Origin of the sequence: Pseudorhodoplanes sp. (assembly GCA_032027085.1) — a bacterium.
Lineage (GTDB): Bacteria > Pseudomonadota > Alphaproteobacteria > Rhizobiales > Xanthobacteraceae > Pseudorhodoplanes.
Window position 1 is genome coordinate 969,666 of sequence record JAVSMS010000001.1, and the last position, 21,974, is coordinate 991,639.

Consider the following 21,974-nt stretch of genomic DNA (forward strand, 5'->3'; position numbering starts at 1 on the left):
TCACGGTGCAAGCCGGCGGTCATATTCGGCTTCAAGCCTCGCATGGGTCGTCCAGAATGGCCGCGGTTCAACGCCGTTCAGCTGGTCTTCCAGAATATCGGTATGCGCGTGCCATCCGGCGGCGACGCTGAGCATGTTGCCGCGATCGCCGAGGCGGACATGGGTGATGACCAGCAATGTCTTGTCGCCGCGCGCAAACAACTCGAACGTGACTTCGGAATCCTGCGGATGCCCCCAGGTATAGGCCAGCACATGCGGCGGCTCGCAGCGCGTGATCATGCCCTGCATGACATGGCCACATTCCATCGCCTTGTATTTTTCGGGAACCGCTTTTTCGGAGGAGAGATCGGCGTGCAGGAAATTGAGCGTGACCCTGCCGCCGACGCGCAGCTCCATCTCGCCCGGAGCAAGCCATTTGCCGCGCTTTTCGGACTCGGTCAGGTAAGCCCAGATGCGCTCGGGTGGACCCGGCAAAAGCCGTTCAAGCCTGACGGTCTGCGGCGCGGTGACAACGCCATACCCAGTCATGTCTTCCTCCGCTTGTCCTGATTGGCATCGAGCTTCTTCAATTCCCGTTCCAGCAGATCGAGCCGCTGGCTCCAGAACGCCCGCTGCTTCTCGATCCACGCCGCCGCGGCATCGAGCGGCTCCGGATTGGCGGCGAGGAAATGCTCGCGGCCGACCTTGCGCCGCTTCACCAGATGGGCGCGCTCCAGCACCTGGATGTGCTTCGACACCGCGTTCAGCGACATGTCGAAGGGTTTCGCAAGTTCCGTCACCCGCGCCTCACCCTGCGTGAGCCGCTGCAGAATGGCCCGCCGCGTCGGGTCTGCGAGCGCCATCAGGGTGTGATCAAGGGCCGTTTCCAGGCTCATTTATTATTCAACCTTCAGGTTGAATAATAGGCCTGCAGCCCGAGAAGTCAACCCGCGCGCCGGACAACTCCACCTGCGATGGCGAGGCAACGGCGATGGTCTATGATCTTTGCAGACGAATCAGAGGCTGACCTGTCGCCAATATCCCGCGCCGATGCACCGCCTGATCCTGACCCTGATGAAGATCGTGATCGCCTCGCTGATCGTCGGCACCATTCTTTCGCATTTCGGCATCACCAGCGAAAAGCTCATGAGCGAAGTCGGGCTGACGCCGGAGCGCATCGCCGAGATGGGGCGTCAGGCCTGGGACTGGGCTTTGCCCAATGTGATGCTGGGCGCGATCTTCATTCTGCCGATCTGGTTCGTGATCTTCCTGTTCACGCCGGCGGGGCCGAGCCGGGAGTAGGTCTCTCTTTTTTAACCTCCGGAGCGACTTGCGAAGCAAGTCGAGTGGGGGTCGCCCAATAAAACCCCTCCCCCTTTCAAGGGGCGGGTCAGTTGTCGCAAGAACAGCATTACATCGGCGCGCCGAGCGCGCCGTGCTGCTCGCGGTCGGCATTGCGCTTGGACAGAAGCGAGGCCATCACGACGATGACCGCGACCGTCGCGATCATCAGTGTGCTGATGGCGTTGATTTCCGGTTTCACGCCGAGGCGCACTTCCGAATAGATGCGGATCGGCAAGGTCGTGGCGCCGGGGCCGGTGGTGAAGCTTGCGATCACGAAATCGTCGAGCGACAGCGTGAAGGCGAGCATCCAGCCGGAGATGATGGCCGGCAGGATCAGCGGCAGCGTGACCGTGAGAAATGCGCGCATGGGAGGGCATCCCAGATCCATCGCCGCCTCTTCCAGCGACCAGTCGAAAGACAGAAGCCGCGACTGCACGATCACGGTGACGAAGCACATGGTCAGCGTGGTGTGGGCGAGCGTCGTGGTCCAGAAGCCGCGGTCGACATTGAGCGCGACGAACAGCAGCAGCAGCGACAGCCCGATGATCACTTCGGGCAGCACCAGCGGCGCATAGATCATCGCCGAGAATGGCAGACGACCACGAAAATGCCCCGCCCGGACCAGCGCAAGTGCGGCAAGCGTGCCGAGCACGGTCGCGGCGGTGGCCGACAAAAGCGCGATGCGCAGCGACACCCAGGCGGCCTGCAGCATGGCGCTGTCGTCCAGCAATGCGCGGTACCAGCGCGTCGACCAGCCGCCCCAGACCGTCACCAGCCTGGAATCGTTGAACGAATAGATGACGAGAATAACGATCGGCAGATAGAGGAAGGCCAAGCCCAGGGCCAGCGATGCCAGATTGAAACGGGAGAAGCCGCGCAGCATGTCAGCGGCCCTCCACTTTGCGGGTCTGCAGACGCTGATAGATCATGATCGGAATGAGCAGCAGCGCGAACAAGACGATGGCGAGCGCGGAGGCGACCGGCCAGTCCTTGTTGGAGAAGAATTCCGTCCACAGCGTCTGCCCAATCATGATCGATTGCGAGCCACCCAGGAGATCGGGGATGACGAATTCGCCGACGATGGGGATGAAGCAGAGCAGCGCGCCGGCAAAAATGCCTGGCAGCGCGACCGGCAGCGTGATCAGCCAGAAGGCCTTCCAGCGCGGACAGCCGAGATCGGCCGCGGCTTCCAGGAGCGCCTCGTCCATCTTCTCCAGCGTCGCGTAAACCGGCAGCACCATGAACGGCAGGTAGGAATAGACGATGCCGATATAGACCGCGGTGTCGCTCGCGAGCCAGCCGACCGGCGCGTCGATGATGCGCAGCGCCATCAGCACGTCATTGAGCAGACCCTCGCGCTGCAGGATGTTGATCCAGGCATAGACGCGGATGAGAAAGGCGGTCCAGAACGGCAGGATCACCGCGGTGATCAGCAGCGGCTGCCAGCGGCGCGGCGCGCGCGCCACCGCGTAGGCGACCGGCAGACCGAGGATCGCGAGCAGAATGGTCGAGACCAGCGCGATCCACAGGCTTTTGAGATAGGAGCCGATGTAAAGCATGTCGCTGAACAGAAAACGGTAATTGTCGAACGACAGCGCGCCGACAAAATTCTTCAACCCCTCCCAGCCGGCACTCGGATCGAATACCGGCGTGTAGGGCGGCTGAGCCAATGTCGTCTGTGACAGGCTGAGCCTGGCCACGATCAGGAACGGCACGATGAAGAACACCGCAAGCCAGAGATAAGGCAGCGCAATCACGAGCCGCCTGCCCCACCTTGTCTGCGCCAGTCCGGTCTGCGACATGCGGTTCATGCTGTCAGCCCGTCAGCACGATGGCGGCGTCGGGCGCGACGCTGAGAAAGACACGCTCGTTCCAGCCGATCGGCCGATGCAGGAGGCGGGTCATGTTCAGGCTTGCCGCCCTCACAACCACGCCGGTGTCGAGCTTGATTTTGTAGAGCGACATGTCGCCGAGATAGCCGATATCGAGGACCTCCCCGGAGAGGCAGTTGGCCTGCATATGCGGCTTCTCCTGCGAGATGCGGAATTTCTCCGGGCGGATGGCGACCGCGACATTGTCGCCGGATTTCACCGCGGCCGGACTGGTGGCGCGCAGCGGCCCGGCGCTGGTGGTGACGGTAACCGCCTCCCCCGCCGCCTCGCTCACCGTGCCTTCCAGCAGATTCACGTCGCCGATGAATTCGGCGACCCAGCGCGTCGCCGGCTGCTCATAGATTTCCGCAGCGGTGCCGACTTGCGCGAGGCGGCCGTGATTCATCACGCCGATGCGGTCGGCCATGGTCATCGCCTCTTCCTGGTCGTGGGTGACGATGATGAAGGAGAGGCCGAGATTTTCCTGCAGCGCCATCAGTTCGAATTGCGTTTCGGTGCGCAGCTTCTTGTCGAGCGCCGCCAGCGGCTCGTCGAGCAGGAACACTTTCGGCCGCTTCACCAGCGCGCGGGCGAGCGCGACGCGCTGGCGCTGTCCGCCGGACAATTGATGCGGCTTGCGGACGGCCAGCTTGTCGAGCTGCACCAGCGAGAGCATCGCTGCAACCCGCGCGTCGATCTCGGATTTCGGCAAGTGCTCCTGCTTGAGACCGAAGGCGATATTGCCGGCGACGGTCAGGTGCGGAAACAGCGCGTAGCTCTGGAACATCATGTTCACGGGCCGCAGATGCGGCGGCACTGCCACAATATCCTCACCATCGAGCAGGATGCGGCCCTCATCCGGCGTCTCGAAGCCGGCCAGCATGCGCAGCAGCGTGGATTTGCCGCAACCGGAGGGACCGAGCAGCGCGAAGAATTCGCCGGTGCCGATCTCGAGCGAGAGATCGCGCACCGCCTCGACGCCGCCATAACGCTTGGTCACGCGCTCGAAACGCACCAGCGGCCCGCGTTCTGCCGCATCGCCGGTCCAGCCGGCGCGGTCGGTCCCCATGATGTCTTGCACCATCCCCGATAACGCACGACACGTGCAATCGTGCGGCCGCCACGCTAATGGCGGCGGGGTGCCGGCTCAAGCGGTTTGCCGAGCGATGGGGATAATGCGAAATCAGGCCTGCCGGATTTCCGGCACAGTGACCGCCGATTTCGGTGGCGTCACCATCTTGCGCGGCTCCGGCCCGTAATAGTCGCCCTTGCGGATCATCGGCCGCGGCTTGGCCCGAATTGACAGGATGCGCTCATACAGCGCCTTGGCGGAAACCGGCTTGCAGAGGAACTCGTTCACGCCAGCGCGCACGGCGTTCACGACGGTTTCACGGCTGTGGTTGCTGGTCAGCATCACCACCGGCACATGCGGGACCGGAAACGTCTCCGGCGAGCGCACCCGCCGCATGAATTCGGCGCCGCCATTGTCGGGCATATCCCAGCTCAGCAGGACGACGTCAGGATTGAAGGCGCAGATCGCGTCCAGCCCGGCGCTGCCGCTATGCGCCTCGTTGATGTCCTTGATGCCGTTCGACAGCAGCAGGCTGCGCAGGAGCTTGCGCATGTAGTGATCGTCATCGACCACCAGCGTGCGGGTGGCCTTGACCAATGCATCGATATCCTTGGAATTCCATGAAGGCATGACTTCTGCCCGACCCAACAATTTGAGACGGGTTTATAAAAAACGTTGCCGCATTACCGGCGCGTGTCGGCGATCGTTAAAATTGATTGTTTACCTCTACAGATGATGGTCCTCCCGGGAAGAACTGGCACCGGCGTGTAATTCCAGGTCAATGACGGGTTAACGTGCGGCGCACGGCCTCCTGCCAGCCGGCATATTTGAGCGCGCGCTGCGTGTCATCCATGGCCGGCAGGAAGCGCCGTTCGCTCCTCCAGTTGCCGGCAAAGCTGTCGATGTCCGGGCACACGCCGGCGCCCAGGCCGGCGAGATAAGCAGCACCGATGGCGGTGGTTTCCTTCACGGCAGGGCGATCGACCGGCGCGCCGAGCATGTCGGCGAGGAATTGCATGGTGAGGTCGCTGGCGGTAAGCCCGCCATCAACGCGCAGAACTGTGTCGCTCCCCATCTGCGGCCAGTCGCCGCGCATGGCGTCCAGCAGATCGCGGGTCTGATAGGCGACCGACTCGAGCGCCGCGCGTGCAAGCTCCGCCGCGCCGGCGTTGCGGGTGAGACCGTAGATCGCCCCGCGTGCCTGGGTGTCCCAGTAAGGCGCGCCGAGGCCGACGAAAGCCGGCACCAGATACACCTCCTCGCTCGGGTCGGCACGCGCCGCCAGCGCGTTGATGTCGGGCGCGGTGGCGACAAGCTTCATCGCATCACGCAGCCATTGCACCGCGGCACCGGCAATGAAGATCGCGCCTTCCAAGGCATAAGTGCGCTTGCCCCCGAACTGATAGGCGATGGTGGTGAGCAGGCGGTTGCGCGAGGCGACGGGCGTGACGCCCGTATTGAGCAAGGCGAAGCAGCCGGTGCCGTAGGTCGATTTCATCATGCCCGGCCGGAAACAGCCCTGCCCGACGGTGGCCGCCTGCTGGTCCCCGGCGATGCCCAGAATTCCTGTGGTGCCGCCGAGCAAATCTGTTGTGCCGAAATCGCTGACGCAGTCGCGCACCTCCGGCAACAGACTCATCGGAATGCGAAACAGCTCGCACAGCCTCGCATCCCATTGGCCGCTGCGAATATCCAGCAGCAGGGTGCGCGCGGCATTGGTGGCATCAGTTACGTGGACGCGACCGCCGGTCAGCCGCCACAGCAAAAATGTGTCGACCGTACCGAAGGCAAGCTGGCCCGCCTCCGCCGCCGCGCGGGCGCCGGAGACGTTGTCGAGCAGCCAGGCGATTTTCGTGGCGGAGAAATAAGGGTCGAGCAACAGGCCGGTGTGCTGTGACACTGTCGCCTCGTGCCCGGCCTCCCGCAGCTTGTCGCATAGCGGCGCGGTGCGCCGGTCCTGCCAGACGATGGCATTGTGAATCGGCTTGCCGGTCGAGCGATCCCAGATCAGGGTCGTCTCGCGCTGGTTGGTGATGCCGATGCCGGCGATATCCTTTGCGGCGAGACCCGCTACTGTTACCGCCTCGCGCAGCGTGACGAGGGTTGTCGACCAGATTTCTTCCGGATCATGTTCGACCCAGCCGGGAGATGGATAAATCTGCGCAAATTCGCGTTGCGCGATTGCCAGCGGCTTCAGATGGCGATCGAAAACGATGCTGCGCGTCGAAGTCGTGCCCTGATCAATGGCAATGAGCGCATCCATGTCTTACTCCGCCGCGTTCACAGCGCTGCCGGCCATAAAAGCCGCGAGCGCCGCCTGCTGGCCGGCATCGAACCGCAGGCCGAGCTTGGTCCGCCGCCACAGAATATCGTCCGGCTCCTGCGTCCATTCCTGCGTCATCAGATAGCGCACCTCCGCCTCGGTGAGATCGGCGCCGAAACAGGCGCCGAGATCGGCGAATGCCTTCGCTTCGCCCAGCACGCGATCGATGCGGGTGCCGTAAGCGCGGACGAGGCGCCGCGCGTGACCTTCCGTGAGGAACGGCCAGGTGCGGCGCGCCTGCGCGATCTTGGAGTCCACCGCATCGTGCGCAAAATCTCCGCCCGGCAACGGGGCCGTCGCCGTCCAGGCCGGGCGTGTGACAAAGAAATGCGCCATGCGCTTGAGCGCGACTTCCGCCAGGCGGCGATAGGTAGTGATCTTGCCGCCATAGATGGTGAGGAGCGGCGCCCGGCGGAATCCTTCGTCGAGCACAAGATGATAGTCGCGCGTGGTGTCCTTCGCCTTTTTCGAGCCGTCGTCATATAGCGAGCGCACCCCGGCGAATGACCACACGACATCGGCCGGGCCGATGACAGCGCGGAAATAGTCCATCACCACCTTGCAGAGATAATTGATCTCGGCATGCGAGGGCGCAACGCCCGCCGGGTCGCCCACGAAATCCTCGTCGGTGGTGCCGATCAGCGTGAAATCCCGCTCATAAGGCAGCGCAAAAACGATCCGACCGTCGCTGTTCTGGAAGATATAGGCGCTATCGTGGTCGAACAGCTTTGGCACCACGATGTGGCTGCCCTTGACCAGCCGCGCGTGCGCGGCCTCCTGCGTGCGCAGCACATTGTCCATCACCGCGCCGACCCAGGGTCCCGACGCATTCACCAACACACGCGCGGTGACGACTTCGCGCCGGCCGCGCGACATCAGGACGAGGCGCCAGATATCGGACCGCTCGGCGCGTACGCATCTGGTGCGGGTGCGAATAACCGCGCCTCGCTCGGCGGCATCGACCGCGTTCAGCACAACAAGGCGTGCGTCGTCCACCCAGCAATCGGAATACTGGAAGGCGAAGCGATAGCGCCGTTTCAGCGGCGCCCCGACCGGATGATGGGTGAGATCGATCGTCTTGGTGGCCGGCAGGATTTTGCGGCCGCCGAGATGGTCGTAGATGAACAGGCCCAGACGCAGCAGCAGCGGCGAGCGCTGCTCCGGCTGCGGCGGCAGCGTGAAGCGCAGCGGCCAGATGATATGCGGCGCGAGCCGCCACAGCACCTCGCGCTCGGCCAGCGCCTCGCGCACCAGCAGAAAAGCGCCGTGTTCGAGATAGCGCAGCCCGCCATGGATAAGCTTGGTGGAGGTCGACGAGGTTCCCGAGGCCAGGTCGTTCTGCTCCACCAGCAGCACGCGCAGACCGCGCCCGGCGGCGTCGCGGGCGATGCCGACGCCATTGATGCCACCGCCGATGATGGCGAGGTCGTATTGCGCCAGGTCCGGGTCTGCCATGCTGATTCCTGCTGCCGACAGCATGGCGCGCCTTCACCCCGTCTCACAAGGTCGTCAATGTGTTACCGCCCTTCGCAACTTTGCCGTAAAGACCTATATGACGTTACCAGCCATACTTGATCCGCTTTGACCCGCCGCCGGACCTGAAATGCCCGCCCCCCGTCTGCTTGTTGTCGAAGGAAACACGGCCGATGGCCGCGCTCTGGTCAAGGCGGCCGGCGGCGAGGCGCCAAGCGTCGGCTATGCGAGCCTGCTGCGGGAGCTCTGGCCCGGCGTCGTCGCCGACATCTGCTATCCGGCCGATGCCGGCGCCAACCTGCCCGACGCCTGCGGCATCGAGGGCTATGACGGGGTCGTCATCACCGGCTCGGCGCTGCATGTCTATGACGGCGGGCCGCATGTCGATCCGCAGATCGCGCTCGCCCGAACCGTGCTGAAGACCGGGCTGCCGGTCTTCGGAAGCTGCTGGGGGCTGCAGGTGCTGACGGTCGCGGCCGGAGGCAGCGTACGGCGCAATCCCAAGGGCCTCGAGATCGGCTTCGGCCGCCGCATCCGCCTCACCGCGGCGGGCCGTGGACACCCGATGTATGCCGGCAAGGACGAGGTGTTCAATTCAGTGACGGTGCATCGCGACGAGGTCGAATCGCTCGCGCCCGGTACCAGGGTGCTTGCCTCCAACGCCTTCTCGGCGGTGCAGGCGATCGAGATCGTGCAGAACGGCAGCACCGCCTGGGGGGTGCAATATCATCCGGAATATACGCTGCATGACATCGCCGCGACGCTGCGGCGCTACGGCAAGACGCTGGTCAAGGAAGGCTTCTTTCCCGACGAGGCCAATCTCGCCGCCTATTCGCACGAGCTCGACACCATCGGCCGCGATCCCACTGTCAAGTGGCTGGCCTGGCGCCACGCACTCGATCATCTCATCCTCGACAAGCGCAACCGGACGAAGGAAATCCAGAACTGGATCACGCATCAGGTGCTGCCGATGCGTTCGAAGCGCGGGCGGGAATAGTCATGAATTTCTCCGGACGCCATGTGATTGTGACTGGCGGCACCGGAGCGCTCGGGACCGCGCTTGTCGGCGCGCTCATCCGGGCGGGCGCGCATTGCCATGTCCCATTCATCGAAACACGTGCCAGTCCGCATTTCGAGCATGCGCAGAACGCAAGCGTGACGCTGCACGCACAGGTCGATCTCAGCGATGACGCGCAGGTGACAAAGCTCTATGCCGCCCTGCCCTCGCTCTGGGCTTCGATCCATCTGGCCGGCGGATTCGCCGCATCGAAGATCACCGACACATCGAAGGCCGATCTCATGCAGATGATCGACACGAATCTGGTGAGCGCGTTCCTGTGTTCACGCGAGGCAGTGAAGATCATGACGCGCGGCGGCAGCGGTCGGGTCGTCAATGTCGCCGCGCGGCCGGCGCTGGAGCCGCGGTCGGGTGCAGGCATGACCGCTTACACGGTGAGCAAGGCCGGCGTCGCGGCGTTGACTGCCGCGCTCGCGGAGGAAGTGGTCAGGCAGGATATTCTGGTGAATGCCGTTGCACCGTCGGTCATGGATACGGCCGCCAATCGAGCGGCGATGCCGAAGGCCGATCACGCGAAATGGCCAAAGGTGGACGAGGTTGCGGCGACGATCCTGTTTCTGGCGTCGCCGGAGAACAGGGTCACGCGGGGAGCGGTGGTGCAGGTTTACGGAAAGACGTGATTGTAGCGGAAAACGGGGACTTGCCAGGCCCTGCAATCCAATGTACTTTGCGATACAAAGCATAGGATTGCTTGTCATGTATGACCTGCACAAGGCGCTGACCGATATCAGAACGGTGCGAAGCCAGATTGCGCGCGGCACCGTATTTCGAGGTTACGGGCCTGCCGCCTTCGCAACGACCGGAATGTTAGCGATTTGTGCGGCTTTCATCCAGGCGCACTGGATCGAAAATCCGGCGAATGACATCGTCTCCTATCTTATCCTTTGGATCGCAACCGCAGCACTGTCGGCGTTGGTCATCGGAATCGATGTCGTCACTCGCTCACGTCGGGTTCACTCGGGACTGGCTGACGAAATGATCCAGTCGGCAGCCGAGCAGTTGCTACCGGCAATGGCGACCGGCGCGCTCCTGACCTTTGTCATCTTTCAATTCGCGCCGCAGAGTCTCTGGATGCTGCCGGGCCTCTGGCAGATTGTCCTCAGTCTTGGCGTGTTCGCCTCCTGCCGTTCGCTGCCGGCGCCGCTTATCGCTGTTGGCTTCTGGTACCTCGCAACCGGACTGGTATGTCTCGCGCTCGCAAACGATTCATACGCATTCTCGCCCTGGGCGATGGGCCTGCCGTTCGGTCTTGGCCAATTCCTCTCAGCCGCACTGATCCACCTGGTCGGAGTGAACGATGCGGAAGACTAAGGGCAAGGAGCAGGACAAGGCGCGCTTCGCGTATGACGGGCTCGACCGCGTCATCCACGAAAAGGCCCGCCTCGGCCTGCTGACCTCCCTGATCGCCCATCCAAAGGGCCTTCTGTTCGGCGATCTCAAGCAGCTATGCGGATTGACCGACGGCAATCTCAGTCGACATCTGCAGGTCCTCGAAGAAGCAGGTCTCGTCGATATCGCAAAGAGTTTCCGGCACAATCGTCCGCAAACACTCTGCCGGATCACGGCAGAAGGCCGCAAGCGCTACATGCGCTATCTCAATGTGCTCGAACAGGTCGTCCGTGACGCGGCGGATGCCGCCAAGGGCGATCTGACGCAACCCGGTCTCGCCCCCGCGTAATTTTTTTGACAGGACACTTTGCAATGCAAAGTTCATTGAATAAGAAAGTGAAAGGCGCTTGCATTTCCCTCGCGCTACGCGCCCGACGAAAGAAGCTTCCGCGCCATCTGTGGTCCGCGCTCCCCGCCCGCCTCGTGAATGACGGCTGGTGGCTTTGCTCCTCGCCGCCATCCAACAGCATTTCCCGTTCTTCCGGTCCGCATCGCGGATCGTGACGGCCTTTTTTTAATGCCTAAAGGATCGCCTCACATGATCAGCACTGCCATAGCGCCCCATGACTCGTCCGCCGTCAGCCCAATTCGTCCAGGCAAACTCGCGATTGCCGCCGCCATCGCTGCGCTGGCGGACTGGCTGTTCTACGGACATGCGTTGGGCATTTCTCTAGTCCTGTTCCTGCTAGCGCTTTGTATCGGCGCGATGCTGACCAACCCAGTTTACGCGACCCGGCGCGCGCTGCTGAACGGTGCCGTCGTTTTTCTTCTCGCCATCGCCCCGCTGATTGTGGAAACAAGCCTGATCGGCCTTGCCTTCGCGGCAACGGGCGCAGCCTATGCCGCACTCATTGTTACGCACACGGGCGCCACTTGGACGGAGCGGCTCATTGGTGCGGTCGCTCTGTTGCTCGATGGCTTCTGGCGGATTTTTCCGGATTTATCTTGCGGCATTGGCCAATGGTTGCGCAGTGAACGCGCAACGGACAGTGGCCGCGCACTGATCGTCTGGATCGTGCCGCTGGTGCTTGGCGTCATTTTTCTCACGCTGTTTTCATCTGCCAATCCCCTCATCGAGAACTGGTTCACACATATCGACCTGAGATTCCTGCTGGAGCGTATCAGTGTCTCGCGCGTGGCGTTCTGGATCGCTCTGCTCGCGCTGACGTGGCCATTCATCTTCATCCGCTTTCGCGCCCAGTTGGAAGAAAAAGTGGAAAAAGAACTGCGGTCTGTCGCCGCTGAGCTGCCCGCGGGCAGCAGCCTCTCCGCGCAATTGTTCGGCAAGGACGCCATCCTGCGCTCCCTGATTCTGTTTAACCTGCTCTTCGCAGTGCAGACCTTGCTGGATACCGCTTATCTCTGGGGCGGGGTCGCACTTCCGGAAGGCATGAGCTACGCATCGTATGCGCACCGCGGCGCCTATCCGTTAGTTGTCACCGCCCTTCTGGCCGCTGTCTTTGTCATCCTGGCGACTCGCCCGGGAAGCGAGGCCGAACGTTCGTTTCTGATCCGCAATCTCGTCTTTCTCTGGATCGCGCAAAATGTTCTGCTGGTAATTTCGTCGATACTGCGTCTCGATCTCTATGTCGACGTCTACTCGCTGACCTATTGGCGCGTCGCCGCCTTTGTCTGGATGCTGCTGGTCGCAATCGGGCTGGTCCTGATCGTGTTGCGCATCATCTCGGGACGCTCCAACGTGTGGCTGGTGGGAATGAACTTAAGCTCGCTAGCGGTGGCCCTCTACGTATGCGCGTTCATCAACTTCCCAAGGCTTATTGCCAACTACAATGTGTGGCACAGCAAGGCCGCGACTGGAAACGGCAGAATTCTTGACGTGCATTATCTAATGAGTCTGGGCGCGCATGCGATTCCGGCCTTTGATTCTTACGTCGCAATTGTCGGCTCAACGTTGAACAAAGATCCCGTGTGGAACGAGGCATACGCCAATATCACACAGAATTGGCACAAGCGGCGCAACATGCTCGCCGCGGCCCATCTCAATCGAATGAACGACTGGCGGGCTTGGACCTATCAAGACTGGCGGCTTGCACGATATCTGCAGAGCAAGGCAAACGGCGCCTCTGCCAAGCAGTGACCTGCGTTCACTCAATCCCCCGCACCCTTGCCCGGTTCACGCCGAGCGCAAGGATGCGGTTGAGCATCTCCGAATAGGTCAGGCCGTCATGCATGGCGGCTTCCGCGAATACCTCGTCGCGGGAGATTTCCGGATTGGGATTGGCCTCGATGAAGAATGGCACGCCCTCCGGCGTCAGGCGGAAATCGATGCGTGAATAGCCGTCGAGCTCCAGCGTGCGGCAGATGCGCTTGGTCAGGTTGGCAATGCGCGCCGCGATGTCCGGGCTGAGATCCTTCGCCGGGCCCTGCACAACGCCGCGCCTCTCCTGATACTTGATGTCAAATTTCAGCTTCTCGGTGGCGATGCGGCTGCCGTCGCCGAATTCCAGCTCCCAGGGCGGCAGGACTCGCAGCCGCTCGTTGCCGAGAACGCCGACATAGATTTCGCGGCCTTCAATATATTGCTCTGCGATGGCGGCGGTGCCGATGCGCTCGTGAATGAAGGCGACGCGCTCGGCGAGCTTCTCGTCGCTGTCGACCAGCGACTTCTGCGCGATACCGACGGACGCATCCTCGCTCAGACTTTTCACAATCAGCGGAAACTGCAGTCGTGCCAGCCGCTTGACCTTGCGGCGCAGCGGGAAGACGGCAAAGGCCGGCACCGGGATGCGGTGATAGGAGAGAAGCTTTTTCGACAGATCCTTGCCGCGCGCCAGCATCAGGCCGCGCGGATTGCAGCCGGTGAAAGGAATGCGCACGAGCTCGAGATAGCTTGCGACATTCTGGTCGTAAGCGGTTTCGCCGTGGAATTCCTCGAGCAGGTTGAAGACGACGTCGGCCTTGAAGCTCTCGATCTCGTCGCGGATCGGGCGCAGCTCATGCTGCACGCCGAGCACGCGCACCTCGTGCCCCGTGGCGCGCAATGTCTTGACGACGTCGTATCCGGTTTTCCAGGCCAGCGCTTCCTGATCACTATAACCTTTAGGCGACGCGGGCGGCTCCTGCTCCGGGTGCAAGAGCACCAGAACCCGAAGCTTCTTCATAGTGCGAACCACTGCCTCCGCGCGGGACCATAGAGTGAATGTACCGTCTTGGCCGTTAACAACACGGTAAAATCCGTTTTCAGCCGCCGCTCGGAACCGACCGCCCGCAAGTTCAGCTCGCGGCAGCGGTCGATCATATCATCAAGCACGGAATCGATGGTGAGCTGATATTCGCCGGTCCAGCGCGACACGATCTCGCGGATTTCGGCGCGATGACGGCGGATGAAAGCTGACGCCGCGAGCGAGCGGCGATGGCGCGGATCGGCGGAGAAGATGCGATGCAATTCACGGTCATAGGTCTTCGGCGTGTCGACCGCGTAAAGCGCCTGCTTCTTCCTGTAATGCTCTTCCAAGGTGTCGGTCAGCTTGCTTAACGGATCGACAACGGCGCGGCCGTTCAGGACCGGCTTCTGATCGGCGATTTCCGCCATCAGCTCGTCGACGTATTCGAGCTTCTTCAGCGCGCCCCAGCCGGCATAGCGCTTGCGCCAGTCGGAGCGCGGCTTCAGCCACACCGCAAAGGTCTCGGCAAAATCCTCGTCGGGGTGACTCTGCGCATACCAGAGCCGCAGATGCTGGACGTAGTTCTTGCTGGCGGGATTGGGCCGATAATAGGTCGGATAGTGCATCGAGGAACGGCCGAACAATTGCTGCCAGCGGCGGCGGCGCTGGAGCTGATAGGCGTGCTGCACCACATGTCCCATCTCGTGGCGCAGAATACGCATGCACTCCCACACCGTCCCACCCTCGACATCGATGATCATCTTGCGCTCAAGGCGCATCAGGCGCGGATGCACAAGATAAAAAGGGATGGCGATGCCCGGCGAAGTGGTGGGACTGAACCACTCATTGGAGAGCCAGACGTGCGGGCGGATTCTCAGACCCTTCTCGGTCAGTTCCTCATCAAGGTCGTTCAGGCAGCGGTTCACCCACGTGCCCTTGAGGCTCAACCTCAAGTCCTTGAGCTGAAGCTTGAGCAGCTTGTCTTCAGGAATTTGGGCGAGGGAAATTTTCCGGGGCATGGGACGCAAAGGTGCGGGTCAGCAATAGTCCGCATGGTGTCACGCCGGACGCGGCGCGACAACCGGTGCGACGTTAACGCCGCGCCGCCGCGAAGGTTCGCGGGCCACGGCGGAAAATATCCCTAGTTCTTCAGCCGATAGCCGGTTTTGAAGATCCACCAGACTGCGACCATGCAGGCGGCGAGGAAAGCCAAGGTCATGCCGAGGCTGATGCCAACCCCGACATCGGCGATCTCGAAAAAAGCCCAGCGAAAGCCGGACACCAGATAGACCACCGGGTTGAACAGGGTGATGGTCTGCCAGACCGGCGGCAGCACGCTGATGGAATAGAACGAACCGCCAAGGAAAGTGAGCGGGGTGATAATCAGGAGCGGCACCAGTTGCAGTTTCTCGAAACCGTCAGCCCAGACGCCGATGATGAAGCCGAACAGGCTGAAGGTGACCGCGGTCAGGATCAGGAAGGTCAGCATCCATATGGGGTGTTCGATCCGGATCGGGACGAACAGGAAGGAGGTCACAAGGATAATGAGGCCGAGAATGATCGACTTGGTCGCCGCCGCGCCGACATAGCCGATGACGATCTCGATATAGGAAACCGGCGCGGAGAGGATTTCGTAGATCGTGCCGGTGAAGCGCGGGAAATAGATGCCGAACGAGGCGTTGGCGACGCTCTGCGTGAGCAACATCATCATGATCAGACCGGGCACGATGAAAGCGCCGTATTCCACGCCCTCGATCTCGCTGATGCGGGTGCCGATGGCGGCCCCGAACACGACGAAGTAAAGCGAGGTCGAGATCACCGGCGAAACGATGCTCTGCAGCAGCGTGCGCCCGGTGCGCGCCATCTCGAATTTGTAGATCGCAGCGACGGCCCGGTAGTTCATTCCTGTTCTCGCTTCAAATCTATCGCCGTCATCCCGAGGCGCCAATGATCGAAGATCGCGAGCCTCGAAAAATGACGGGCAATATTCGGCCTGTCGCCCATCGAGGCGCGCGGCCATTCGGCCGCTCGCACCTCAGGGTGACGGAGCAAGGTGCCGGGTCGCGTCTTCATGGCTTTCCGCTCACAAGACCGACAAAAATGTCTTCCAACGAGGACTGGCTCGTTTCCAGATCGCGGAATCTGATCCCCGCCTTGTTCAGGTCGCCGAGCAGGGCGGTGATGCCGGTGCGCTCGCCCTGGGTGTCGTAGCTGTAGATCAGATCGTGGCCGTCATTCGCCAGGGCGAGGCGATGCGCAGCGAGATTGGCCGGCACGGCGTCGAGCCTGTCGTGAAGATGCAGTGTCAACTGCTTCTGGCCGAGCTTGCGCATCAGCTCCTTCTTGTCCTCGATCAGGATGATCTTGCCGCCATTGATGACGCCGATGCGGTCGGCCATCTCCTCGGCTTCCTCGATATAATGCGTGGTGAGGATGATAGTGACGCCGGAGGCGCGCAGCGCACGCACAACATTCCACATGTCCTTGCGCAGATTGACGTCGACGCCGGCGGTCGGCTCATCGAGAAACAGGATTTGCGGCTCATGCGACAAAGCTTTTGCAATCATCACGCGCCGCTTCATGCCGCCGGACAGCGTGATGATCTTGGAGTCCTTCTTGTCCCACAGCGACAGATCGCGGAGCACCTTCTCGATATGAGCCGGATTCTTCGGCTTGCCGAACAGGCCGCGGCTGAAGGTCGTGGTCGCCCACACTGTCTCGAAGGCGTCGGTGTGCAGTTCCTGCGGCACCAGGCCGATCATGTCGCGCGCCGCGCGGTAATCATCAATGATGTCATGCCCGCCGACCGTCACCTTGCCGACGGAGGGATTCACGATGCCGCAGATGATGCTGATCAGCGTTGTCTTGCCGGCGCCGTTCGGCCCGAGCAGCGCAAAAATCTCGCCGCGCCGGATGTCCAGATCGATTCCCTTGAGGGCCTGGAAGCCGGAGGCGTAGGTCTTGGAAAGGCTGGAGACAGAAATCACGGATTGCATGCTGGTCCCACCGGCGATGTAAATCTCCGCACCCGGAATGGAAGAGGCGGCCAGCCAAAAACTGCGGTGACCTGATCCGGACGGCTCCCGCCCGTGATGATCGCCGAAAAGGCCCACGATACGGGACGAAATTATCGATGCGCTGCATAGACCGTGACGACTTGTCCGGTCAATCCGTGGTAAAAATGTCCGATTGCACGATCCATTCGAGCCAAGAAACAACGCCAGAAGAGGAACGCCATGTTTCGTCAACGGGTCCTATTTGCATTATTTGCAGTGCTGATTGCAGGCGCATTGGTGCAGCCGGCGGCGGCGCAGACTTATCCGTCGCAGCCGATCAAGATCATTGTTCCGACCGCGCCCGGCGGCGTCGCCGATATCGTCGGCCGCACCTTAGCAACAAAACTCACCGAAGCGGGGAAGACCGCAGTGGTGGAGAACAAGACCGGCGCCGGCGGCGCCATCGCCGCGGATTTCGTCGCGAAGTCAGCGCCGGACGGCTACACCGTTTATGTCGGGTTTCATGCGACCAACGCCATCCTGCCGCATCTGCAGAAGCTCAACTATGACGCAACGAAGGACTTCATCCCCGTCACGATCGCCGGCCGCACCGCCAACATCCTGGTCGTACATCCCGATGTTCCCGCCAAATCGATGAAGGACCTGGTCGCCCATGCCAAGGCCAATCCGGGCAAGGTGACCTTCGCCTCGCAGGGCAACGGCTCGACCGGGCACATCGTCGGCGAACAATTCAAGGAAGTCGCCGGGGTCAACATCGTGCACGTCCCCTATCGCGGCGGCGCGCCAGCGGTGCAGGACCTGATCGCCGGTCACGTCACGATGATGTTCGACGTGCTTACGCTCGCGGTTCCGCAGGTCAAGGGCGGCAAGGTGAAGGCGCTCGCGGTCGCCTCGCCTGGACGCGTTCCGCTGCTGCCGGATGTTCCGACCGTCGCCGAAGCCGGATTCCCGCAGCTCGAAAGCGGCCCCTGGTTCGGCTTCTTCGTGCCGGCCAAGACTCCGAAGCCGGTCGTCGACTGGCTGTATGCGGAGGCCAAGAAGGCCTTCTCCGCGCCCGACGTGAAGGCGCAATGGGAAAAGCAGGGACTGACCGCCGCGCTGGCGACGCCGGAGGAGACAAAGAAATTCGTGGACAGCGAGTACAAGCGCTGGGGCGATGTGATCAAGAAGGCCGGCATCACCATGAACTGAGGCGGTCTCGGATCAAAGGCAAACGGCCCGCAGCGATGCGGGCCGTTTTGTTTGAAGCGCAGGACGGATCAGCGCAGCGCAATCCGCCATTGTAGCGGCTCTCCGGATTACGCCTTCGGCTGATCCGTTTTACGCGTACAGTCCCTTGTTCTGCTCGCGCAGCACATTCTTCTGCACCTTGCCCATGGTGTTGCGGGGCAGATCGTCGACAAAGATCACGCGCTTGGGCAATTTGAATTTGGCAAGGCGCGGTTCAAGCTGGGCGATGATGCCTTTTTCAGTCAGCGTCGTGTCCGGCTTGCAGACCACGACAGCGGTCACGCCCTCGCCGAAATCCGGATGCGGGCAGCCAATCACCGCCGATTCGACAACGCCCGGCAACGCGTCGATCTCTGCCTCGATCTCGACCGGATACACGTTGAAGCCGCCGGTGATCACCATATCCTTGGCGCGGCCAACAATGTGCACGTATCCGCGCGCGTCGATCTTGCCGACATCGCCGGTGATGAAAAAACCATCGGCGCGGAATTCGGCCATGGTCTTGTCCGGCATCCGCCAGTAGCCGGCGAATACGTTCGGCCCCCTCACCTCGATGCCGCCGATCTCGCCCTGCGGCAATTCCCTGCCGCTGTCCGGCTCGACGATGCGAAGCTCGACGCCCGGCAGCGGAAACCCGACGGTGCCGGCGATGCGCTCACCGTCATAGGGATTGGAGGTGTTCATGTTGGTCTCGGTCATGCCATAGCGTTCCAGAATGGCGTGACCGGTCTTGTCCTTGAACTCGATATGCGTCTCCGCCAGCAGCGGCGCCGAACCCGATGTGAAGAGCCGCATGTGAGCGCAGGCGGCCCTCGTCAGGCCGGGATGCTTGAGCAGGCGCGTATAGAAGGTCGGCACGCCCATCATCGAGGTGGCCTGCGGCAACACTGCCATCACCTGATCGGCGTCGAATTTCGGCAAAAAGATCATCGACCCGCCGGCGAGCATCACCGTGTTCGACGCCACGAACAGGCCATGCGTGTGGTAGATCGGCAGAGCGTGCAGCAGCACATCCTGCTCAGTGAAGCGCCAGTATTGCTTCAGCGTCTGCGCGTTGGAGGTGAGATTGCGATGCGTCAGCATCGCCCCCTTGGAGCGGCCGGTCGTTCCGGACGTATAGAGGATGGCGGCGAGATCGTCGTCCGCGCGCGCCACATCGGTGAAATCGACGGGCGCTTTCGCGGCGGCGTCGATCAGACTGCCTGCCCCTTTTGCATCCAATGTCTCGACTGCCCCGACGCCGCGCTTCTTCGCGATCTCCGCGACACCGTCGTGCTTGGCCGGGTCGCAGACCACCAGCGCCGGCTCCGCGTCGCCGATGAAGTAATCGAGTTCGGCAAGCGTATAGGCCGTGTTCAGCGGCAGATAGACTGCGCCCGCCCGCAAGGTCGCGAGGTAAAGCAGCAGATTTTCTGGAGTCTTCTCGACCTGCACCGCCACGCGGTCCCCCGGCTTGACGCCGCGCTGCGCCAGTACATTGGCGATCCGGCCGGATCGCGAGAGCATGTCGCCATAGGTGATGCGGCCGCCGGCGGCGTCTTGCAGAAACACCTTTTCCTGCGAGGGAATGCTTTGACGGATGAGACCGAAGAGATTCATGACAAGTCAGACAAGGAAGATGGATTGAACGATCAGCTTGCGAGCGGCACGACTTCGCCGGGGGCCGCGCGCGCCAGTTTCTTCACCGCGTTCGAGGCCGCGATGGTTCGGCTTGCCGCATAGGCTTCATGGTTTTTCTCGATGTCATCGAGATCGTACAGATAGTTAACCATTACCCCGAACGACTGGCGCATGCCATTTTCCGAGCCGTCGGCCAGAGAATGGATCTGCTCGAGTCGCGCGCCATTTCCCAGATGGAACCGCGCCACCGGGTCGACCGGTAAACCGCGTCGGTTGCGGGCATGCAGCAAGTACCAGGCGGCGGCGCGCAACAGCGGCTCTTGCACGCCTTCGCGCGTATCCGGACGCTGCCACCAGCCTTCGACATCGAGTTTGGTCAGCGCTTCGAGGTCGTCCTGCGACAAGGCGAGGGACTTGTCGGCCTGCCGTTCGCGGCGCAGCCATTCGGCAAAGCCGGGCACCGGCGACAGCGTGACGAAATTCGACAGCCGCGGAATGTCGCGCGAGATTTCCTCAACCACCTGCTTGATCAGGAAATTGCCGAAGGACACGCCGGCGAGGCCGCGCTGGCAGTTGGAGATCGAATAGAAGACCGCGGTCGTCGCCTTTTCGGGGTCGATGGATTCACGATGCGCGGTCAGGATCGGCGCAATCGCGCCGGGAATGTCACGCATGAGCGCGACCTCGACGAAAATCAGCGGTTCGTCAACCAGAGCCGGATGGAAGAAGGCATAGCAGTGCCTGTCGGCAGGATCGATGCGGCGGCGCAGATCATCCCAGGAGTTAATCTTGTGCACGGCTTCGTGCCTGATGATCTTTTCCAGGATGTTGGCCGGCGTCGACCAGTCGATGCGCCGCAAGACCAGAAAGCCACGATTGAACCAGGACGAAAACAGATGCACGAAATCGGCGTCGACCACCGCGAGATCCTCGCGATGGTCCATGGCGTCGATCAGTTGTTCGCGCATGCGCACCAGCCCAGCGGTGCCGCCGGGCGCGAGATTGAGCCTGCGGAACAATTCCTGCCGGCGCGGCTCGGCGGCTTCGTGCAGGCGCAGGGCCGAGGAATCCGACGGAGATTCCTGCCAATCCTTGATCGCAGCTTCAAGCAGCTCGCGATCCGGGCCGAAACGCTGTGCCAGCGCTTCAAAAAAATGGATGCGCGGCCCGATGGTCAATTCTTCGTAGCGATTGAGAATCTCGCGCGCCAAGGCGACACCCGACGCCTCGCCCCGGCCTGACAACAGCTCCTCGCAAAGTTCGACAAAATCCTCCGAACGTGTGCCGGCATCGGTGCGCCGCGCACCGGTGCGCTCGAGCAATGCACGGCCACGATCGGATATGGTCTGCAGCAGATCGCTGAAGAATGAGGTGCTCATTCCGACTCCTCTGCCGCCGCATCCAACGGCGGCGACGCCCTTCTCATTGGCACCTAGTGTCTCGATCCCAAAGTCCGCAGGAATTTGCCGCTCCCCGGAGCGAACGTCGGGATCGAGGAACCCCTGCTTCTACATGGTTTGGTTCGGAAATTCGCTCGCGGGACTTGCCGCAAGAATGGAGCGAATTTCCGAACCGTCCCCCTAGCGACTGTTCTATTTATGCCTTGCAATTTGCCCAGAGCTGACCTGATAATGTCTACAAGAAAGAATAGATTGTATACAAAAAATCCAGGGACGGGTGCAAGGGAGGACAGGCTTCATGGCCGCACATGCGACCGAACGCCTGAAGGACGACATCGAGAATGAAATCGCGGCCGGCCGCCTGCTCCCGGGCGACCGACTGGACGAGGTTTCGCTTGCGGAGCGTTACGGCGTCTCGCGCACGCCGATCCGGGAAGCCCTGCACTCACTGGCGGCATCCGGACTGGTCGAAGTGCGCCCGCATCGTGGTGCGATTGTCGTCGATATCGGCCCCGACCGTCTGCTGGAGATGTTCGAGGTGATGGCGGAGCTTGAGGCCATGTGCGCCCGCCATACCGCGCGCCGCATGACCGAGGCCGACCACCGCGAACTGGTTGCCGCGCATGAGGCTTGCGGGCTGGCGCAAGAGGCGGGTGACTGCGACCGCTATTATTACGAAAATGCGCGATTTCACATCGCGATCTACAACAGCAGCCACAACGAATTTCTGGCCGAGCAGGCGCGCGCCTTGCACCGCCGCCTACAGCCTTACCGCCGTCTGCAAGTGCGGGTACGCAACCGGCTGGCGGCATCCTACCGCGAACATGGCGGAGTGCTTGAAGCGATCGCCGCCGGAAACAGCGAACTGGCCGCCGACCGGCTGCGCGCGCATGTCCTTGTTCAGGGCGAACGCTTTACCGATCTCGTCGCATCCATTCGAACGATGAAGCGGACCGGGTGAGGATGCAAACCCACGGCCAAAGAGCGCGTCAAAGCAGCGCAGTCATTCCACCGGGACGCGATTGCAACCGGCCGCCGTTCTGGTCTGATGCC

22 protein-coding genes are annotated in these 21,974 nt (G+C 62.1%); 8 read left to right on the top strand and 14 right to left on the bottom strand.

Translation table 11 applies throughout. The annotated features are described in order from the left end of the window. Entirely contained in the window at positions 1-528 is a 528-nt protein-coding gene (locus RO009_04635; GenBank protein MDT3684313.1) for an SRPBCC family protein, read from the bottom strand. Then, positions 525-875, bottom strand: coding sequence for a metalloregulator ArsR/SmtB family transcription factor (locus RO009_04640; GenBank protein MDT3684314.1), 351 nt, complete (start codon positions 873-875; stop codon positions 525-527). Before RO009_04640 ends, RO009_04635 begins: the two co-directional genes overlap by 4 nt. A 154-nt stretch (positions 876-1,029) precedes the next feature. Between RO009_04640 and RO009_04645 the strand changes: the two genes are divergently transcribed. After that, a complete protein-coding gene (locus RO009_04645; protein MDT3684315.1) occupies positions 1,030-1,281 on the top strand; it encodes a DUF6460 domain-containing protein in 252 nt (83 codons plus the stop codon). A gap of 109 nt (positions 1,282-1,390) precedes the next feature. Here the strand turns inward: RO009_04645 and RO009_04650 are convergent, their stop codons facing one another. The 6 genes from RO009_04650 to RO009_04675 form a co-directional block, all read right to left on the bottom strand. After that, a complete protein-coding gene (locus RO009_04650; protein MDT3684316.1) occupies positions 1,391-2,206 on the bottom strand; it encodes an ABC transporter permease in 816 nt (271 codons plus the stop codon). 1 nt (position 2,207) lies between these two features. After that, a complete protein-coding gene (locus RO009_04655; protein MDT3684317.1) occupies positions 2,208-3,125 on the bottom strand; it encodes an ABC transporter permease subunit in 918 nt (305 codons plus the stop codon). Between the two features lie 13 nt (positions 3,126-3,138). Then, positions 3,139-4,263 (bottom strand): ABC transporter ATP-binding protein, encoded by a 1,125-nt coding sequence (locus RO009_04660; GenBank protein MDT3684318.1) that lies wholly within the window; start codon positions 4,261-4,263, stop codon positions 3,139-3,141. Positions 4,264-4,377: 114 nt separating this feature from the next. Beyond that, positions 4,378-4,896, bottom strand: a complete 519-nt coding sequence (locus RO009_04665; GenBank protein MDT3684319.1) for a response regulator — start codon at positions 4,894-4,896, stop codon at positions 4,378-4,380. 148 nt (positions 4,897-5,044) lie between these two features. Continuing rightward, positions 5,045-6,529: a glycerol kinase GlpK gene (glpK, locus tag RO009_04670; protein MDT3684320.1), complete on the bottom strand. Its 1,485-nt coding sequence runs from the start codon at positions 6,527-6,529 to the stop codon at positions 5,045-5,047. A 3-nt stretch (positions 6,530-6,532) separates the two neighbouring features. Next, positions 6,533-8,044 (bottom strand): glycerol-3-phosphate dehydrogenase, encoded by a 1,512-nt coding sequence (locus RO009_04675; GenBank protein MDT3684321.1) that lies wholly within the window; start codon positions 8,042-8,044, stop codon positions 6,533-6,535. 148 nt (positions 8,045-8,192) lie between these two features. Here RO009_04675 and RO009_04680 point away from each other — a divergent pair, with 148 nt between their 5' ends. The 5 genes from RO009_04680 to RO009_04700 all read left to right on the top strand — a co-directional run bounded on the left by RO009_04680 (position 8,193) and on the right by RO009_04700 (position 12,627). Then, positions 8,193-9,059, top strand: a complete 867-nt coding sequence (locus RO009_04680) for a type 1 glutamine amidotransferase (protein MDT3684322.1) — start codon at positions 8,193-8,195, stop codon at positions 9,057-9,059. Positions 9,060-9,061: 2 nt separating this feature from the next. Beyond that, positions 9,062-9,760, top strand: a complete 699-nt coding sequence (locus RO009_04685; GenBank protein ID MDT3684323.1) for an SDR family NAD(P)-dependent oxidoreductase — start codon at positions 9,062-9,064, stop codon at positions 9,758-9,760. Positions 9,761-9,836: 76 nt separating this feature from the next. Continuing rightward, positions 9,837-10,451 (top strand): hypothetical protein, encoded by a 615-nt coding sequence (locus RO009_04690; GenBank protein MDT3684324.1) that lies wholly within the window; start codon positions 9,837-9,839, stop codon positions 10,449-10,451. Continuing rightward, positions 10,438-10,818, top strand: coding sequence for a transcriptional regulator (locus tag RO009_04695; GenBank protein MDT3684325.1), 381 nt, complete (start codon positions 10,438-10,440; stop codon positions 10,816-10,818). The genes RO009_04690 and RO009_04695 overlap by 14 nt, the downstream gene beginning before the upstream one ends. 249 nt (positions 10,819-11,067) lie before the next feature. Then, positions 11,068-12,627: a DUF4173 domain-containing protein gene (locus tag RO009_04700; GenBank protein ID MDT3684326.1), complete on the top strand. Its 1,560-nt coding sequence runs from the start codon at positions 11,068-11,070 to the stop codon at positions 12,625-12,627. Positions 12,628-12,634: 7 nt separating this feature from the next. Here RO009_04700 and RO009_04705 read toward each other — a convergent pair whose 3' ends face one another. The 4 genes from RO009_04705 to RO009_04720 form a co-directional block, all read right to left on the bottom strand. Beyond that, positions 12,635-13,651 carry a D-alanine--D-alanine ligase gene (locus RO009_04705; GenBank protein MDT3684327.1) on the bottom strand — a complete coding sequence of 339 codons (1,017 nt, stop codon included), beginning with the start codon at positions 13,649-13,651 and terminating at the stop codon, positions 12,635-12,637. Continuing rightward, entirely contained in the window at positions 13,648-14,673 is a 1,026-nt protein-coding gene (locus RO009_04710) for a putative zinc-binding metallopeptidase (protein ID MDT3684328.1), read from the bottom strand. The genes RO009_04705 and RO009_04710 overlap by 4 nt, the downstream gene beginning before the upstream one ends. A gap of 122 nt (positions 14,674-14,795) precedes the next feature. Next, positions 14,796-15,557 carry an ABC transporter permease gene (locus tag RO009_04715; protein MDT3684329.1) on the bottom strand — a complete coding sequence of 254 codons (762 nt, stop codon included), beginning with the start codon at positions 15,555-15,557 and terminating at the stop codon, positions 14,796-14,798. Positions 15,558-15,723: 166 nt separating this feature from the next. Then, positions 15,724-16,650 (bottom strand): ABC transporter ATP-binding protein, encoded by a 927-nt coding sequence (locus RO009_04720; GenBank protein MDT3684330.1) that lies wholly within the window; start codon positions 16,648-16,650, stop codon positions 15,724-15,726. A gap of 240 nt (positions 16,651-16,890) precedes the next feature. Between RO009_04720 and RO009_04725 the strand changes: the two genes are divergently transcribed. Next, the gene (locus RO009_04725) at positions 16,891-17,862 is read left to right on the top strand and encodes a tripartite tricarboxylate transporter substrate binding protein (GenBank protein MDT3684331.1); all 972 of its coding nucleotides are present in this window, start codon (positions 16,891-16,893) and stop codon (positions 17,860-17,862) included. 129 nt (positions 17,863-17,991) lie between these two features. Here the strand turns inward: RO009_04725 and RO009_04730 are convergent, their stop codons facing one another. Both RO009_04730 and RO009_04735 read right to left on the bottom strand, forming a co-directional pair. After that, positions 17,992-19,500, bottom strand: a complete 1,509-nt coding sequence (locus RO009_04730; protein ID MDT3684332.1) for a malonyl-CoA synthase — start codon at positions 19,498-19,500, stop codon at positions 17,992-17,994. A 32-nt stretch (positions 19,501-19,532) separates the two neighbouring features. After that, positions 19,533-20,900: a malonyl-CoA decarboxylase gene (locus tag RO009_04735; protein ID MDT3684333.1), complete on the bottom strand. Its 1,368-nt coding sequence runs from the start codon at positions 20,898-20,900 to the stop codon at positions 19,533-19,535. A 319-nt stretch (positions 20,901-21,219) separates the two neighbouring features. Here RO009_04735 and RO009_04740 point away from each other — a divergent pair, with 319 nt between their 5' ends. Beyond that, positions 21,220-21,882, top strand: a complete 663-nt coding sequence (locus RO009_04740; protein MDT3684334.1) for a GntR family transcriptional regulator — start codon at positions 21,220-21,222, stop codon at positions 21,880-21,882. Positions 21,883-21,974: the final 92 nt, after the last annotated feature.

Coding starts and splice junctions, on each gene's coding strand:
- RO009_04690 (MDT3684324.1), top strand. CDS start 9,837: ATGTATGACCTGCACAAGGCGCTGACCGATATCAGAACGGTGCGAAGC.
- RO009_04740 (MDT3684334.1), top strand. CDS start 21,220: ATGGCCGCACATGCGACCGAACGCCTGAAGGACGACATCGAGAATGAA.
- RO009_04685 (MDT3684323.1), top strand. CDS start 9,062: ATGAATTTCTCCGGACGCCATGTGATTGTGACTGGCGGCACCGGAGCG.
- RO009_04710 (MDT3684328.1), bottom strand. CDS start 14,673: ATGCCCCGGAAAATTTCCCTCGCCCAAATTCCTGAAGACAAGCTGCTC.
- RO009_04700 (MDT3684326.1), top strand. CDS start 11,068: ATGATCAGCACTGCCATAGCGCCCCATGACTCGTCCGCCGTCAGCCCA.
- RO009_04650 (MDT3684316.1), bottom strand. CDS start 2,206: ATGCTGCGCGGCTTCTCCCGTTTCAATCTGGCATCGCTGGCCCTGGGC.
- RO009_04720 (MDT3684330.1), bottom strand. CDS start 16,650: ATGCAATCCGTGATTTCTGTCTCCAGCCTTTCCAAGACCTACGCCTCC.
- RO009_04645 (MDT3684315.1), top strand. CDS start 1,030: ATGCACCGCCTGATCCTGACCCTGATGAAGATCGTGATCGCCTCGCTG.
- RO009_04725 (MDT3684331.1), top strand. CDS start 16,891: ATGTTTCGTCAACGGGTCCTATTTGCATTATTTGCAGTGCTGATTGCA.
- RO009_04635 (MDT3684313.1), bottom strand. CDS start 528: ATGACTGGGTATGGCGTTGTCACCGCGCCGCAGACCGTCAGGCTTGAA.
- RO009_04680 (MDT3684322.1), top strand. CDS start 8,193: ATGCCCGCCCCCCGTCTGCTTGTTGTCGAAGGAAACACGGCCGATGGC.
- RO009_04640 (MDT3684314.1), bottom strand. CDS start 875: ATGAGCCTGGAAACGGCCCTTGATCACACCCTGATGGCGCTCGCAGAC.
- RO009_04665 (MDT3684319.1), bottom strand. CDS start 4,896: ATGCCTTCATGGAATTCCAAGGATATCGATGCATTGGTCAAGGCCACC.
- RO009_04730 (MDT3684332.1), bottom strand. CDS start 19,500: ATGAATCTCTTCGGTCTCATCCGTCAAAGCATTCCCTCGCAGGAAAAG.
- RO009_04655 (MDT3684317.1), bottom strand. CDS start 3,125: ATGTCGCAGACCGGACTGGCGCAGACAAGGTGGGGCAGGCGGCTCGTG.
- RO009_04715 (MDT3684329.1), bottom strand. CDS start 15,557: ATGAACTACCGGGCCGTCGCTGCGATCTACAAATTCGAGATGGCGCGC.
- RO009_04705 (MDT3684327.1), bottom strand. CDS start 13,651: ATGAAGAAGCTTCGGGTTCTGGTGCTCTTGCACCCGGAGCAGGAGCCG.
- RO009_04660 (MDT3684318.1), bottom strand. CDS start 4,263: ATGGGGACCGACCGCGCCGGCTGGACCGGCGATGCGGCAGAACGCGGG.
- glpK (MDT3684320.1), bottom strand. CDS start 6,529: ATGGATGCGCTCATTGCCATTGATCAGGGCACGACTTCGACGCGCAGC.
- RO009_04695 (MDT3684325.1), top strand. CDS start 10,438: ATGCGGAAGACTAAGGGCAAGGAGCAGGACAAGGCGCGCTTCGCGTAT.
- RO009_04735 (MDT3684333.1), bottom strand. CDS start 20,900: ATGAGCACCTCATTCTTCAGCGATCTGCTGCAGACCATATCCGATCGT.
- RO009_04675 (MDT3684321.1), bottom strand. CDS start 8,044: ATGGCAGACCCGGACCTGGCGCAATACGACCTCGCCATCATCGGCGGT.